This window comes from Longibaculum muris (genome assembly GCF_004343035.1).
Taxonomy (GTDB): domain Bacteria; phylum Bacillota_I; class Bacilli_A; order Erysipelotrichales; family Coprobacillaceae; genus Longibaculum; species Longibaculum muris.
The window spans coordinates 66367-81342 of the sequence record NZ_SMCQ01000014.1 but is presented as its reverse complement, the minus strand read 5'-3'; the positions used below and the strand labels follow the sequence as shown (position 1 = coordinate 81342).

The 14976-nt window shown below is 28.8% G+C and carries 17 protein-coding genes; 7 read left to right on the top strand and 10 right to left on the bottom strand.

Features of this window, described 5'->3' with window-relative positions; genetic code table 11:
• The first annotated feature begins 173 nt into the window (after positions 1-173).
• Positions 174-1133, top strand: coding sequence for an L-lactate dehydrogenase (locus EDD60_RS10245; protein ID WP_066447074.1), 960 nt, complete (start codon positions 174-176; stop codon positions 1131-1133).
• Between the two features lie 5 nt (positions 1134-1138).
• Here EDD60_RS10245 and EDD60_RS10240 read toward each other — a convergent pair whose 3' ends face one another.
• Positions 1139-2326 carry a C40 family peptidase gene (locus EDD60_RS10240; RefSeq protein WP_066447072.1) on the bottom strand — a complete coding sequence of 396 codons (1188 nt, stop codon included), beginning with the start codon at positions 2324-2326 and terminating at the stop codon, positions 1139-1141.
• A gap of 62 nt (positions 2327-2388) precedes the next feature.
• A complete protein-coding gene (locus EDD60_RS10235) occupies positions 2389-3312 on the bottom strand; it encodes an NAD(P)-dependent oxidoreductase (RefSeq protein ID WP_066447069.1) in 924 nt (307 codons plus the stop codon).
• Between the two features lie 104 nt (positions 3313-3416).
• Between EDD60_RS10235 and EDD60_RS10230 the strand changes: the two genes are divergently transcribed.
• Both EDD60_RS10230 and EDD60_RS10225 read left to right on the top strand, forming a co-directional pair.
• Positions 3417-4436, top strand: coding sequence for a glycoside hydrolase family 25 protein (locus tag EDD60_RS10230; RefSeq protein ID WP_066447066.1), 1020 nt, complete (start codon positions 3417-3419; stop codon positions 4434-4436).
• Positions 4437-4554: 118 nt separating this feature from the next.
• Complete coding sequence (locus EDD60_RS10225; protein WP_066447062.1) at positions 4555-5436, top strand: YitT family protein; 882 nt, start codon at positions 4555-4557, stop codon at positions 5434-5436.
• A gap of 8 nt (positions 5437-5444) precedes the next feature.
• Here EDD60_RS10225 and EDD60_RS10220 read toward each other — a convergent pair whose 3' ends face one another.
• The 8 genes from EDD60_RS10220 to EDD60_RS10185 all read right to left on the bottom strand — a co-directional run bounded on the left by EDD60_RS10220 (position 5445) and on the right by EDD60_RS10185 (position 12176).
• Entirely contained in the window at positions 5445-6185 is a 741-nt protein-coding gene (locus EDD60_RS10220; RefSeq protein WP_066447059.1) for a nucleotidyltransferase domain-containing protein, read from the bottom strand.
• Between the two features lie 10 nt (positions 6186-6195).
• Complete coding sequence (locus EDD60_RS10215; protein ID WP_066447057.1) at positions 6196-7413, bottom strand: RtcB family protein; 1218 nt, start codon at positions 7411-7413, stop codon at positions 6196-6198.
• Positions 7414-7486: 73 nt separating this feature from the next.
• Positions 7487-8380, bottom strand: coding sequence for a WYL domain-containing protein (locus EDD60_RS10210; protein WP_066447056.1), 894 nt, complete (start codon positions 8378-8380; stop codon positions 7487-7489).
• Positions 8377-9597: a helix-turn-helix transcriptional regulator gene (locus EDD60_RS10205; RefSeq protein ID WP_066447054.1), complete on the bottom strand. Its 1221-nt coding sequence runs from the start codon at positions 9595-9597 to the stop codon at positions 8377-8379. Before EDD60_RS10205 ends, EDD60_RS10210 begins: the two co-directional genes overlap by 4 nt.
• Positions 9598-9661: 64 nt before the next feature.
• Complete coding sequence (locus tag EDD60_RS10200) at positions 9662-10195, bottom strand: ferritin-like domain-containing protein (protein WP_066447052.1); 534 nt, start codon at positions 10193-10195, stop codon at positions 9662-9664.
• A 43-nt stretch (positions 10196-10238) separates the two neighbouring features.
• Positions 10239-10745, bottom strand: a complete 507-nt coding sequence (locus tag EDD60_RS10195; RefSeq protein ID WP_066447049.1) for a GNAT family N-acetyltransferase — start codon at positions 10743-10745, stop codon at positions 10239-10241.
• Positions 10735-11244 carry a GNAT family N-acetyltransferase gene (locus EDD60_RS10190; protein WP_132226394.1) on the bottom strand — a complete coding sequence of 170 codons (510 nt, stop codon included), beginning with the start codon at positions 11242-11244 and terminating at the stop codon, positions 10735-10737. Before EDD60_RS10190 ends, EDD60_RS10195 begins: the two co-directional genes overlap by 11 nt.
• Positions 11245-11255: 11 nt before the next feature.
• Entirely contained in the window at positions 11256-12176 is a 921-nt protein-coding gene (locus tag EDD60_RS10185) for an aldo/keto reductase (RefSeq protein ID WP_066447047.1), read from the bottom strand.
• A gap of 78 nt (positions 12177-12254) precedes the next feature.
• Here EDD60_RS10185 and EDD60_RS10180 point away from each other — a divergent pair, with 78 nt between their 5' ends.
• The 4 genes from EDD60_RS10180 to EDD60_RS10165 are packed head-to-tail and all read left to right on the top strand — an operon-like array spanning position 12255 to position 14727.
• Complete coding sequence (locus tag EDD60_RS10180; protein ID WP_066447046.1) at positions 12255-12908, top strand: YczE/YyaS/YitT family protein; 654 nt, start codon at positions 12255-12257, stop codon at positions 12906-12908.
• 10 nt (positions 12909-12918) lie between these two features.
• Entirely contained in the window at positions 12919-13128 is a 210-nt protein-coding gene (locus EDD60_RS10175) for a DUF1146 domain-containing protein (protein WP_066447044.1), read from the top strand.
• Positions 13129-13151: 23 nt separating this feature from the next.
• Positions 13152-14057 (top strand): stage II sporulation protein D, encoded by a 906-nt coding sequence (gene spoIID / locus EDD60_RS10170; protein ID WP_066447042.1) that lies wholly within the window; start codon positions 13152-13154, stop codon positions 14055-14057.
• A 31-nt stretch (positions 14058-14088) separates the two neighbouring features.
• Positions 14089-14727 (top strand): M23 family metallopeptidase, encoded by a 639-nt coding sequence (locus EDD60_RS10165; RefSeq protein ID WP_066447040.1) that lies wholly within the window; start codon positions 14089-14091, stop codon positions 14725-14727.
• The last annotated feature ends 249 nt before the right edge of the window (positions 14728-14976 follow it).

Below are 14976 nucleotides of genomic sequence, written 5' to 3'. Positions count from 1 at the left end.
ACCCCATAAATAATTATAGCTAGAATATTGGAGAATAGAAAAAGACCACACGATAATGTGTAGTCAGTTCAAACCACGTTAAATTTTAAATAGTCTTTTAAAAAAGAAGGCATTAAATTAATGCCTTTTTGTATAAAATAAAATAATTTTATCATACTAGATATGGTGATAAAATGAAAGATAATAGAAAAGTTGTTTTAATTGGAACAGGTATGGTAGGAATGAGCATGGCATATTCATTAATGAATACGGGTGGCATTGATGAACTTGTTTTAATAGATATAGATGAAGAAAAGGCTAAAGGTGAAGCAATGGATCTTAATCATGGGTTACCTTATAGTATGAATAAGATGGTTATTAAAGCAGGTAATTATAATGAATGTAGAGATGCTGATATTGTTGTAATTTGTGCAGGTGCTAATCAAAAAGAAGGACAAACACGTTTAGAACTTACAAAAGTAAATACTAGAATTATCAAAGATATATCTTTAAAAATAAAATACAGTGGATTTCAAGGAATTGTTATTGTAGCAAGTAATCCAGTAGATATCTTAAGTTATGTTGTTTATAAAGTTATGGGTATTGATAAAAGTAAGGTTATTGGAACAGGGACTTTACTAGATACAGCAAGGATGAGATATTTATTAAGTGAATATTTAGATGTTTCTAGTGATGATATTGAGGCATATATTTTAGGGGAACATGGTGATTCATCATTTATCTCATGGATGAATACATATGTTGGATGTAAGACATTAATAGAATATGTGGAAGAAAGAAATTTAGATATGAATGATTTAAATGAGATTTATGATGATGTTAAAAATGCTGCATATGAAATTATTGAGAGAAAGAAAGCAACATATTATGGAATTGGAATTTCATTAAATAAATTAATCTTATCAATATTTAATGATACACATAAAATATTATGTGTAAGTGCATATCTAGAACATGAATATAAGCACGGTGATATATTTATTGGTGTTCCATGTATTATTTGTAAAGAAGGTATTAAAGAAGTTGTTCAATTACCTTTAAATGGTGTAGATCAAGCAAAATTTGATGATAGTTATGAAATATTGAGAGAAATCAAAAGAGAAGTAAAAAAAGAATTAGGATTAAATTCCTAATTCTTTTAATATAATCTACGATAGTTATATGCATGATTTTCCCAATATCCAGATAAAGATGCAGTTTTAACACATTGATTAGGATATTGACCAACTGTACCAGAACCATTACCAGCAGCATGAACAAAGCTTCCACCACCAATATAAATTCCAATATGAGCAACACCACTTCCATAACTAAATGTAATAACATCACCAGGTTGTAATTGACTTTTTGATATAGCTTTTCCACTTCTAGAATATCCAGCAGCAGTAGTACGACCAATTTTAACACCGGCTTCTTTGTGAGCCCAGAATACTAAACCAGAACAATCGAAGTAAGTAGGTCCATTAGCACCCCACCAGTATCTTGCCCCAAGTTTTGATAAAGCTTTTTGAGCAATAGCATTTCCTACAGCAGAAGATCCAGGAACATATGATCCTCCACCGCCACCACCGCTAGGAGCCTGAGACATCAACTCAGTTAATGCAGCATCAATTTTCTTTTGTGCTTCAGAAACTTTCTTTGATTCTTTTTGGTTGTCAGAAATTTCTTTTTGTTGAGCAGCTTTTAAATTAACTAATTTCTCTTGCAAAGCAAGTTGAGTGTTTTTCTGTGATTGTAAAGATGCTTTTGCATTAAGCAAAGTTGCCTTTTGCGTATCTAAATTTTTCTTTTGAGTTGTAAGTTCATCTACAAGTTCTTTTTCGTAAGAAGTAATATCATTAATACTTGCTAGACGAGAAAAGAATGATGTAAAATCATCAGCACCAAATAAAAAATCAATCATCCAATTTGAATTATATGTTGATTGCATAACATATAATCGATCTTGCATTTGTTTTTCTTTTTTAGCTATATTCTTTTCTATTTTTGTAATAGAAGAAAGTAAATAATCGATTTCATTTTCTTTAGCGGTTATTTGTGAATTAAGTTTAGATATTTTGGATGAGACATCTTTAATATCATCATTTGTTTTACTTAAATCTTCTTTTGTCTCTGAAATTTCTTTCTTCAAATCTTTATTCTTTTTACTTAAATATTCATTAAATTTCTGACAAACTTTTTTATTCGAATTTGTCAAAGATGATGAACACAATTTTATGTATTTTGATTCATTGCCTTTAAAATCAGTTGCATTAACATTTCCAGCAGTCAATGTCATAGCAAAAACTGAACAAAAAGCTAAGAGACTTAAAACTATTTTTTTCATTTAATCACCTCTCTGCTTCATAATTATAACATAAATGTCTAAGAATAGACCACCAATATTTGTTAAAACAATAAATGTTCACATATTTCACCATTTTTAAATTTTTTCACAGCATCAACAACTGCTAACCCAACTCTTAGTAATGCTTCGTCAGTAGAAGCTCCCATATGTGGTGTATAAACAACATTGGGTAATTGAAGAAGTGGATGTGATGACTCAACAGGTTCATTTTCAAGTACATCTAAACCAGCTCCAGCAATTTGATGATTAACTAAGGCATAATATAAATCATCTTGATTAACAATAGCACCTCTAGCTGTATTGATCAGATATGCAGAAGGTTTCATATAAGACAATTCTTTTTTTGTTATGATATGATATGTATCTTCATTTAAAGATGTACCAATAGAAACATAGTCGGCCTCTTTTAAAACATCTTCTAAACAGGCACAGTATTCTATCCCATATTCTTGAGCTAATTGGGGAGTAAGAGAGCGCGAATAACCTATAATTCGCATATGAAATCCATTTTTTAAAATTTCTGCAGCTTTAAGTGCTATTTTTCCTACACCAATCATTCCAAATGTTTTATATGAAACTTCATGACCAAGATAAGCAATAGGTGCGACTGTATTGATTTGATTATCGAGATAATCATTTTGCAATAAGTGAGTCTTTCTAGATAGTTCTAACATCATTGTTACAATCAGTTCAGCAACACTTAAAGCATTATATCCGGGAGTATGACATAAATGAATATGTTGGTGTTTTAAATAATCAACATCAATATCATCATATCCACTACCATGTATAATAACTAATTTTAATGATTGACATTGATCAATAAAATGTTTATCCATTTTTAAATTACGATTTATTAAAACTTCGCACTCTTGTATTTGATTAAAATCATCAATAATGATTCCGTATTTCTTTAATTCGTCATAAGCATTCTGATGAATTGCTTCACATAAAAATATTTTCATGATTCTCACCTCATTTACATATATTATAAAGTGTTAAAAAATTGTGTCAAATGCCAAGTCAACAAAATCAAAAGAACATATAGTATTTTGAAGGAGGTGAATGCATGGTTAGAGATGGTATTGACGTTTCCCAATATCAAGGTGAAATAGATTGGGAACGTGTAAAAGAGCATATAGATTTTGCGATATTAAGATGTGGATATGGACAGGATATACCTGGACAAGATGATCCAACATTTAAAAGAAATGCTGATGAGTGTACAAGATTAGGAATACCTTTTGGTGTTTATCTCTATTCCTATGCAACAGATGAAAGGGCGGCTTTATCAGAAGCTCGTCATGTCATGAGATTAGTTAAAGATTATAAAATGGAGTATCCAGTTTATTTGGATTTAGAGGATCCACGAATTGGGAGATTGACAAATGAGCAAATTGAAAGGAACTGTAGAGTATGGGCCGATGAATTAGCAAGAAATAATTACTTCCCAGGATTCTATGCTTCTTATTACTGGTGGACTTCTAAATTAACTGGAGCATTATTTACACGTTATACAAGATGGGTTGCTAGATATGCTGAAGAATTAGGAGCAGAAGGTTTTGATATGTGGCAATATACTGATAAAGGTTTTGTTGAAGGAATCAACGCACCAGTCGATAGAAATTATGCTTTCCGTGATTTCCCAGCTGAAATAAGAGCTGGAGGCTATAACAACTTTGAAAGACCAGAACCAAACCCAGAACCACCAACAATGAATTATAAAGTTGGAGATCATGTCACATTCAATCATGTCTATATTTCTTCAGATAGTAGTATACCTTTAATTCCATATATGAATCATGGAACAATTACAAGAGTTGTTCCTAATGCAAGAAATCCATATTTAATTGGAAATGGATTAGGTTGGGTTAATAACGATAGTATAACAGGAACACTCACTTATTTATCAAATCCAACATATCGTGGAGATTCACTTGTGGATGCTTTGACACAAATAGGAGTAGATGCATCATTTGCATCACGTCGTGAAATAGCAAGAAGAAATGGAATTGAAAATTATACAGGAAGTGCAAGACAAAATCTTGAATTACTTCGTTTATTAAGAGAAGGAAGATTAAAACAATAAGGGTATTGCCTCGGCAATACTTCTTTTGTTTTTATAAACACGACAATAAATTACAAAATAATATTGTATTCATGTTTGTACAAGCGTATAATAAGTGCGTATTTTTAGGGAGGATATTATGGTTTACGCTAAAACAAAAGAAAAAGAAGAATGGCAAAAGCATGTAACTTCATTAGTTTGTGTTTTAATAGCATCACTTATCATGTCTGTGAATATTAAATCATTTGTACGTGCTGGAAATTTAATACCAGGTGGTTTTACTGGTTTATCACTTTTATTACAAAGAGCAGCAAATGATTTTATGGGGATAAGTTTACCTTATTCATTTATTAATATTGCTTTAAATGCTGTACCAGCATTTATTGGGTTTAAGATGATTGGAAAGAAATTTACAAGTTATTCAGTTATGATGATTATTTTAAATTCTTTCTTAGTTGATTTAATACCAGTAACACCTATTACATATGATCCATTACTTGTTTCTGTATTTGGGGGAATATTAAATGGATTAGCTATTGTTATTGCATTATATGGAAAGGCATCTAGTGGTGGTACTGATTTTATTGCTGTATATTTATCAAATAAATTAAAGAAACCATCTTGGAACTTTGTTTTTGGAATTAATGTTGTTATTTTAACAACAGCGGGATTATTATTTGGTTTTGAAGAAGCAATGTATTCTATTATATTTCAATTTGTTTCTACTCAAATTATTGAAAGATTTCATCAAAGAGATCAAAAAGCAACCTTATTTATTGTAACAAATAAAGCTGAATTACTAGAACAAGAATTGATGAGTTTTACTCATCATGGGGTTACGCGTATTGAAGGGCAAGGATGTTATTTGAAAGAAAATAAAGCAATGCTTTATACGGTTGTTGGAGCTGATGAAGTTAAAGATGTTATTCATTTATTAAAAGAGTTAGATTCAAGTGTATTTGTTAATATCGTTAAATCTGAAGGGGTTACTGGTCGTTTTTATCAAGAACCAATTGAATAAAAACTCTGTCATAGCGACAGAGTTTTTAATATATTTACAAATGTTTGATTTAGTAAGTTAAAAGATAGATTGTTTTGAGAATTTAAAAGATGTTGCCCGATATAATTTAATTGTTCTTCGATATAACGATTAAAAGTAGGATCTGGATTATATGAGCAATGCTCATCATTATTCTTTTTGAATGTTAAGATTTCTAAAATAGTATCATGAAGATAATCTGGTAATAAGAATAACAGTTTATTAAGTTCAATAGGTGGGGGAGATTGATATTCAATAATCCATAAACAACATAATAAAGTTCTTAAACAATAAAGAAACTGTTTTAATGTTTGAACATTCTTATATTCATGAAAACTCATATGATAATAATGATGAAGAACTCTTTGAATTTGAAAATATTGTTCAAAAGCTTCATCAATCATATCCCATTCCATTGTTTTCTTATAAACAATCGGGGAAGCTTTCCATTCATAAAGAGTAGGATTTGATTTATAAAGTAATTTAAGAGCTTTCTTTAAATCCCAACCATTAATATCAAAAACATCATTAAGTTCATAATCTATAGTATCTTTAATATCTTCTAAAGAAAGATAATCATTTAAAGGTCTTACATAAATAAAACGAACATCATAATCACTATCTTGAGAATCAAAACCCCAAGCACGACTTCCAGATTCAACTGCATAGATAATCTTTACATTTTCTTTTCTCTCAATATCATCTAACTTATTTAAAATTATATCTAACATCATATCACCCCTAAGCTTTAAAATTATAAATAGGTTTAATAACTTGAATAATTGTAGCTGTTTCACCTATATTATTAACAATATCATCCATAGACTTATAAGCCATAGGACATTCATCCAAAGTATGTTGATTAATAGAAGTTGAATAGATTCCTTGCATTTGATCTTCAAATTCATTTAAAGAAAACAATTCCTTAGCTTTTTGTCGACTATATAAACGACCAGCACCATGAGGAGCAGATTGATTCCATTCTTCATTTCCTTTACCTAAACATATCAAACTTCCATCACGCATATTAATCGGAATTAAAATCTTTTCATTAAGCTTAGCAGAAACAGCACCTTTTCTCATAATATTTTCATCATGATCAATATAATTATGAATTGTTTCAAAATAATCAAATTCTTCTAAAGACATATCAAGTAATTGTTTTAAAATAATCTTAGCAATCATCTGACGATTTAAAGTAGCATATTCTTGACATATTGCCATATCATGTAAATATTGATCACGATACTTTCCACTTAAATAACAAAGCTCTTTAGGTAACTGAACTTCTTTTGCAATAAAATTCTTTCTTAATTCCTTAATAGCCTCTTGAAGCTCATCTTTTCTACCTTGCTTTTTATAATCAGAAATTAATTGTTCTTGTTTTAAAAGAAGCTCATCTTTTCCTGCCATTAAATCATAAGCTAAATTTTGATAATATTGAGCAACTTGTTTACCTAAATTACGACTACCCGTATGAATAACTAAATAAGAATGATTGTTTTCATCTACATCAACTTCAATAAAATGATTACCGCCACCTAAAGTCCCAATACTTCTTTCTACTCTTTTAGAATCTTTCAATTCTCTATAACAATATAATTCTTGTAATTTATCAAATCTCATGATTCTTCCAGAATGAACTGAAGTACCACTAGGAATATACTTTCTAATAATTTGATCGAGTTTTTCTAAATCAATTTGAGAATCTTTTAAATCAACAGTTAACATTCCACACCCAATATCAACACCAACAATATTAGGAATAACCAATTCACCTAAATTTGCAGTAAATCCAATCACACATCCAACCCCAGCATGAGCATCTGGCATAATTCTTATTTTAGCATCCTTAGTAAATTCTTGATTACATAAAGTTTGAATTTGTTCAACAGCTTTCTCATCTATAATATCTGTAAAGACTTTTGCTGATGAATATATACCTTTTATTTCTTTCATTTTCATCACTCCTTATCGACACCTTTATTATAGACAAAGAAAGTATACTTATCATGGAAAAAAAGTTGCGAACTTAACGAAGTCCACAACTTAGTTGTAATTTTAATCTTTCTTGAATGAGCTGAACAAATCTTTGTGGTTCAATAACTTTTAACAAAGGACCAAAAGATAAAATTCTAATGAGTAATTCAGTTTCATCTTCTTTTTGATAAAAAAGTTCAATACGATAAGTCTTATCATTGATTTGTTCTGCTTTCTTTTGTAAGTCAGCAAATTGCATCATTGCTCTTTCTAATGCACTTCTTTCATCATAAAGTTCCAATATAACAGATTGTTTATTTTGATAGAGTTTGTTATCTTGGAAAGCAGTCTGTTGAGTAAGTTCACAATTTGTTATTTTTGAGAGATTAAGGGTTTTATGAAAATGATCATGAGATGTTTTTAAACGAAATTTATTGTCTTTTAAAGAATATTCTAATTTTGTGGGATGACAAATCAATTGTTTATTTTGATAAGTCACTTTTAAAATGAATTGATTTTCTAAAGCATAGAGAATTGTTTGAAAGTTTTTGATATAAAGTTCATCATCAAAACAATCACCATCAAGATATTGATCATAGATGAGATAATCATCATTTGTAAATAGAGGTTCAATATCATCAAGATTATCAAAAGATATAGAAAACAATTGAATGCGTGGATCAAGACTGAGAGATTTTAACCATCGCTTTTCTAAAAGGGTAAGTGGTCGAGTTGAAGGATGGTGGAGGGGAGTATGGTAATCTTGGGTGATAAGAGGCCAATCTTGATTTTTGAGATGAGACATGATTTCGATGTGACTATCTTCAAAAGCATACTGATTGATAATCTCAAGAATTTTATCTTGAGTTAAAGTATGATTTAAGGCATGATTGATTATTTTTTCCATACATAAATAATAACAACCATATATTTCATGAAAAATCATGATTCATCACTTCCTTTTATTTGATAAAGTTCATACATTTTTTTGATATCTTCTTTAAATTGATTTTCAATTGTTCGATTAGAAAAATTAAGTTTTAAAATACGTCCAATAAAAGTTCTTATCCAAGGTAATATTTCATATGTATCATAAATATCAATAGAAAATTCATAACTTGTATCATTGATTTGAGTTATTGTTCCATGACGTTTTTCACGTTGTAATCTTTGTAAGACATATTGTTCATGAGGGAGAATTTGGATAGTCATTGAAACATGTTCTAAAGGTTGTTTTTCATGACATTGTACAGACCAAATATGCTTTTCGATTTGTTTTAATCTTGTGCGATAGTCATCAAAACAATCACAATCTTCACTAAGCTTGATATCTTTTATATGATCAATACGAAATGTTTTTATTTGTTTATATCGATAAGAGTAAGCTAAAAGATGACATCTTCCATTTTGTGAACTTATATAAAGACGTAAAGGAACAATATGATATGATTGGTTATGATGATGTATTAAATAAATACTTTTCTTTTGCTTCATAGCATCAAAGATTTTAGCCATGATTTCACTATCTATAGCTCTTGAAATATAATGATGTTTAAAAGAAAAATATTGTGGTGATTGTAGTTGGTTGAGCATATAATGGCCAATGACACCTAAGGGAAAGATTTCACTATAGTAGCTTAATGCATATTGATATGAAGATAAATCAGTTGGTTTTGTTCTTTGATAGTAGACTTGTTTACCTAAATGAGTTGTTGTTAGTATTCCTAAATTAACATATTCTTTTAATTTTTTTCTTAATGTTGATTCATCAAAATGCATAGTTTGAGGAAATAAAGCAAGATATTCATCAACTTTATTTAATATTTCTTGAAATGTTAATGATTGAGAATCATCATATAAAATATCTAAAATATAAAAATGTAAAGTTATATCTTTATGAGTAAAGCTTTTTGCTTCAAAGGCTTTATATAATGGATTATAAGTCATTTGACGACTATCAATGGATAAGAATACAGTTTTAGAAGTAGTATATTGAAAAGACATAAAATCTTTTAAATAACTTTCTAATCTTCTTTTTTCATTATCATAAGAACGTTTACTTTTATGAGTGATTTGATTTCTATCCTTAAATCCATAAATATAAAATTCATGCATATAATTACGGATTCTATCAAAATGTTTAATTAATTCACTATATCCCATATTATCAAATCCCTTCTTTAATCTATTGTAAGTGAGAAAAAGAATTTAGTCAAAAAAAAACAGATTAATAAAAATCTGTTTTCATTCTTTCTTGTCTATTTTGATTATATTCATCTAATAATTCTTGAAATATATGAATATGCAATTGTTCATCTAAAATAATACGATTTAAAACATCTTGAATAATAGGTTCATCAATACAAGCAATCTGTGACTGATAAATACGAATCGTATTTTCTTCTTCTTTAATTGCATTTTCCAACATAATATTCATTTGACGAGGATAGACATTATATCCTGGTGACCAATATTCTAAAAAATCATTTTGACAATCCCAAAGTCTAGGATCAACAGCTAAATGTGTACACATATCAGCAAATATCTCTAAGTGATGCATTTCAACAAAACTAATTTCCTGCATAACCTTAGCAAGCTTTGGCCAGGATTGTTTAGTAATAACATGGTTATAAAAATAAAGGCTAACGGCATTCATTTCCGAGTGAAGTCCTCCTAGGTTAGATAACATCATCTGACCATAGGCTACATTCATATCAAGTTGTTCAACAGATGGGTATGGTTTATTTACACAATAGTTCATAGAATTGACCTCCATACTTATTTATATGTGGGTCAAATTCTATTTATTCAATAATTTTTTCAAATCCAATACGAGGAGCACCACTTTGTAAAGTAATCCCACCACATAATTCAAAACCATTCTTCTTTAAAAAACGTTGCATTGAAAGATTATCTTCATGTGTATCTATACGAATACTTGCAACTTTTAAATTTAAACATGTATTCACAACATATGATAATAATAAAGCTGCAAGATTTTGTCCTTTATGCTTTTCATCAACAACAATTCTATGTATAACAGCATAAGGTTGATGACTTGTTTTCCATTGACCATCAATATGATGATAATTAACATCTTCCTCTATAGCAAAATACATTGTTCCAATAATTTTCTGTTGATCTTCTAAAACATAACTACATCCTTTTTGAATATCTTCTAAAATATTTTCAATCTTAGGATATCCATCCTGCCATTGATCAATATTTGAACGACGAAAATAATCTTGAGCTTGATGAACAAGCTCCATAATAGAAGAAGCATCGTTTTCATTTGATTTTCTAATATTCATCACTATTCCTCCATAAAGCATATAAAATTAAATCATGATAACATCCATCTTTATAAATATGTTCTCTGCGATAACCTTCTTGAATAAAACCATTCTTTTCTAAAACAATACAAGAAGCTTTATTCTCAGCAAAAACATCAGCACAAATCTTATGAATTGTATAGTTTGAAAAGAGATAAGAACATAACATCTTAATAACTTGACTCATAATGCCTTTACCCCAATATTGACTATTTAACCAATAACCAATTTCAGCATTTTTAAGAAAAATATCTTTTTGAAAAGTCACACCAACACAACCTACACATTTTCCATCAACAACAATAGCAAAATCTAAAGCATGATGTTGTAAAGAATGAGTAATAAAAGATAAAGCATGATCTAATGTATAAGGAGCTGGAAATGAGTTTCTTAAATAAGTATTAATATTGGGATCATTAGCATAATAAGCAAATTCACAAGGGTCTATCTCATCTAAACTCTTTAATTCAATAATCATTTTAATCCTCCTTAAGGGAGAGGCTTTTCACTCGCAAGGTAGAGATCATACCATTGTTGGCGAGTCAACTCAACATCACAAGCTTTTACGCTTTCTAATAAATGTTGAGGTGAAGTTGTTCCAACAATAGGTTGCATACAAGCTGGATGACGTAGTAACCAAGCAACAGCAATTGCACTCTTTGTTACATGATATTCATCAGCTAGCGCTTGCATGACATCATTTAATTTTTGATAATCAGGATTATCTAGGAAAGTTCCTTCAGCCCATGATGCTTGAACAACACTCCAAGGTTGAATAGTAATGTCTTTTAAACGACAATAATCTAGAACTCCACCATCTTTATCTTGAGCCCAAGCTTCTTTCATATTCATATTCAATCCAGAATCAATCATGACTGAGTGAACAATTGATAATTGTAATTGATTAATAATAATAGGATATTTTGAATACTTTTGTAATAACTCAATTTGTAAAGGGGTATGATTTGAAACACCAAAATACTTTACTTTACCTGCTTCATATAATTCATCAAAAGCTTCAGCAACTTCTTTTGGATCACATAAAGCATCAGGTCTATGTAATAATAAAATATCAACATAATCGGTATTCAATCTCATCAAAGAATCATCAACGCTCTTTAAAATATGCTCCTTAGAAAAATCATATCTTTGTCCAGGAACAATCGCACATTTCGTTTGAATAATCATTTTTTGACGATAATCAGGATGACGCTTTAAAACCTCACCAAAAACCTTTTCAGATTTTCCTCCACCATAAATATCAGCATGATCAAAGAAGTTAATTCCAGCATCTAATGCAGTTTTAATCAAGTCATCAACTTCATCAACACTTTTATCAGCAATTCTCATACAGCCTAAAGCGATTCTTGAAACATTTAAATTTGTTTGTGGTAATTGAAAATATTTCATAAATTTATTCCTCCTATGTTGTTATTGTACTAGATTATGACTATAATGTAAAAGAGTAAAAGGAAGGTTTTATGAAATATGGATAATAAAGAAATAACATGGAAGCAAAGTGCTTTACAAGATATAACATTAAAGCGGGTTATTTATTTTTTATTAGGAGTTAATGCTTTATCAATTGGTATTGTTTTAAACACTAAATCACAATTAGGTGTAGGTTCAATAACAACGCTCCCTTATGTCTTTTCCTTTATTACAAGCTTTACTTTAGGAAATGCAATTACATTACTTTATTTTATTTTTGTTGTTATACAGACATGCTTACTTAAAAAGATTGATTATAAGATTTTAATTCAATTTCCTTTTTCTTTTTTAGTAGGAATATTGATTGATTTCTATGATGTTTTATTGAATATAAAAGCAACCTATCTCTTTATTCAAATATCTTTATTAATTATTGCAACCTTATTAACAGCTTTAGGAGTATATTTAATGTTAAAAGGTGATATTGTTTTAAATCCTTCGGATGGGATTGTCCAAACAATAGCTCAAGTTTTTCATCAACCTTTTGGTAGATTAAAAATAACTTTTGATTTAAGTACTATTGCATTATCTTGTTTATTAGGACTTATTTTTAAAGGTTATATTGTAGGAGTAGGGATTGGTACAGTTATAAATGCTTTTTGTATTGGTTATTGTGTCTCATTATATGATAAGATTTTAAAACTTGAATAGAGGTGAAAGTATGGTTTATCATATTGTTAATGTTGTGGTATATATTATATCTATTGCTTTATCAATGATTGGTTTAAGTTGTTTTAGATTTGAAAATTATATTAAACCAACCAAAATAAAAGAATTTTACATATTCTTTATTGTTGCTTCAGTAGCGTTAGGATATTTATTTGCATCATTTATATTATCATTTGGAACATTAAGTTTTAGTTATAATTAAGGAAGTTTTACATATATTGTATTATGAAAACAATATATACAAAACTTCTTTTTGTTATATGTTTGATATTGATTATTGGATGTTTACAATATCAAGGTGATATTACATATCTTTTATCAAATTATCAAACAAAACAAAAACCAAAAGATTATATCGTTAATGTCAAAACCAAAACAAAGACTTTAAAAGTTCCCTTAGAAGAATATTTAATAGGTGTTGTTGCTGGAGAAATGCCTGTAAGTTTTGAGTTAGAAGCATTAAAAGCACAAGTTGTAGCTAGTCGTACATTTGTATTATCAAGACATTTAAATGTTGATAGTACAACCAATTCACAAGTTTATCTAACTGATGAACAAATGAAAAAGAACTGGAAAGGAAGCTATAGTAAAAATAAAGCTAAGATAGAAAAAGCAATTAAAGAAACAAGTTATGAAGCAATGACTTATCAAGGAGAATATATTTCAGCTATGTTTTTTTCTAGTAGTAATGGGAAAACTGTAAATTGTGAAGATTATTTTAATGGAAAAGTTGCTTATTTAAAAGCTGTTGATAGTCATTGGGATTTAACAATAGATCCCACTAATACACGAACAAAAACATTTACCAAACAAGCATTATCAAAAGCTTTTGGAATTTCTTCGATAGATATCAATATTACAGCTTATACTAATAGTGGATATGTTAAAACAGTTATTATTAATGGAAAGAAATATACAGGTAGACAAATAAGAGAAAAACTAGGTTTAGCATCATCATGTTTTCAAATACAATTGACTTCAAAAGGCTATCAATTTACAACCAAAGGAAGTGGACATGGTGTTGGTATGAGTCAATATGGAGCACAAGCAATGGCGAAAGAAAATAAAACATATCAAGAGATATTAAAACATTATTATCAAAATATTGAAATTAAACGTATAGACTCATAACTTTTGTTCATACTTAGATTGAGGTGAAAGTATGAAGAAAAGACCATTTAAATACAAAAAAGCATTAGGAATTACTGTCGCATTAGCATTATTTCTTGGTGGAATTGGGATTGTACAAAAAATATTAGATGATCATACACAAAATTTCCAAGAAGAATCAGTTGCTAAGGTTGATGAAAAGAAAACAACTACAGATGATAAACAAGAAAAGAAAACAGTTGAAAAATTAAAAGCTCCAGTAAAAGATGGAATAGGAATTGTAAGATATTATTATAATAAAGATGATGATTCTACTAAACAAGATCAATCATTAATATTATTTGAAGGTGTCTATCGACCAAATCAAGGAATTGATTATGCTAATAAAAATGAATCATTTGATGTTCTTGCAGCAATGAGTGGTACAGTTACCAAAAAAACAAATGATCCAGTTTTAGGCCTAGTTATCACCATAACAAATAGTGATAAGATTTCCACAACCTATGAATCTTTAGCTAGTGCTAATGTAGAAATGAATCAATCTGTTAAACAAGGTGATGTCATTGGTAAGAGTGGAGTAAATGTGTATGAAGCTGATTTAAAGAATCATTTACATTTTATTTTACAAAAAGATGGCAAACTTTGTAACCCAGAAAAGTATTTAGATCAATCATTAAATACAATTAAATAATGTATTTGAGATTTTAGACAATACCTGTTTAAAATCTCTTTTTTGTAAAACGCTTACAAATTTTGGGAAGATTATTGTAAAGTTGTGATAAATTTGTTATAATTCAAGTGTATCAGGTAATATGTATACGATATGTATACATATATAATAAAATATTTGTAAAAATATACTTTAACGAACAAGCTACTTATTAGAAATAATAGGTAGTTTTTTTATATTTATAAAACATTTTCTCATCTAAAAAAAGAA

Coding starts and splice junctions, on each gene's coding strand:
- EDD60_RS10175 (WP_066447044.1), top strand. CDS start 12,919: ATGGTTTATCATATTGTTAATGTTGTGGTATATATTATATCTATTGCT.
- EDD60_RS10190 (WP_132226394.1), bottom strand. CDS start 11,244: ATGATTATTGAATTAAAGAGTTTAGATGAGATAGACCCTTGTGAATTT.
- EDD60_RS10245 (WP_066447074.1), top strand. CDS start 174: ATGAAAGATAATAGAAAAGTTGTTTTAATTGGAACAGGTATGGTAGGA.
- EDD60_RS10235 (WP_066447069.1), bottom strand. CDS start 3,312: ATGAAAATATTTTTATGTGAAGCAATTCATCAGAATGCTTATGACGAA.
- EDD60_RS10200 (WP_066447052.1), bottom strand. CDS start 10,195: ATGAACTATTGTGTAAATAAACCATACCCATCTGTTGAACAACTTGAT.
- EDD60_RS10220 (WP_066447059.1), bottom strand. CDS start 6,185: ATGTTAGATATAATTTTAAATAAGTTAGATGATATTGAGAGAAAAGAA.
- spoIID (WP_066447042.1), top strand. CDS start 13,152: ATGAAAACAATATATACAAAACTTCTTTTTGTTATATGTTTGATATTG.
- EDD60_RS10185 (WP_066447047.1), bottom strand. CDS start 12,176: ATGAAATATTTTCAATTACCACAAACAAATTTAAATGTTTCAAGAATC.
- EDD60_RS10230 (WP_066447066.1), top strand. CDS start 3,417: ATGGTTAGAGATGGTATTGACGTTTCCCAATATCAAGGTGAAATAGAT.
- EDD60_RS10165 (WP_066447040.1), top strand. CDS start 14,089: ATGAAGAAAAGACCATTTAAATACAAAAAAGCATTAGGAATTACTGTC.
- EDD60_RS10215 (WP_066447057.1), bottom strand. CDS start 7,413: ATGAAAGAAATAAAAGGTATATATTCATCAGCAAAAGTCTTTACAGAT.
- EDD60_RS10240 (WP_066447072.1), bottom strand. CDS start 2,326: ATGAAAAAAATAGTTTTAAGTCTCTTAGCTTTTTGTTCAGTTTTTGCT.
- EDD60_RS10210 (WP_066447056.1), bottom strand. CDS start 8,380: ATGATTTTTCATGAAATATATGGTTGTTATTATTTATGTATGGAAAAA.
- EDD60_RS10225 (WP_066447062.1), top strand. CDS start 4,555: ATGGTTTACGCTAAAACAAAAGAAAAAGAAGAATGGCAAAAGCATGTA.
- EDD60_RS10205 (WP_066447054.1), bottom strand. CDS start 9,597: ATGGGATATAGTGAATTAATTAAACATTTTGATAGAATCCGTAATTAT.
- EDD60_RS10180 (WP_066447046.1), top strand. CDS start 12,255: ATGGATAATAAAGAAATAACATGGAAGCAAAGTGCTTTACAAGATATA.
- EDD60_RS10195 (WP_066447049.1), bottom strand. CDS start 10,745: ATGAATATTAGAAAATCAAATGAAAACGATGCTTCTTCTATTATGGAG.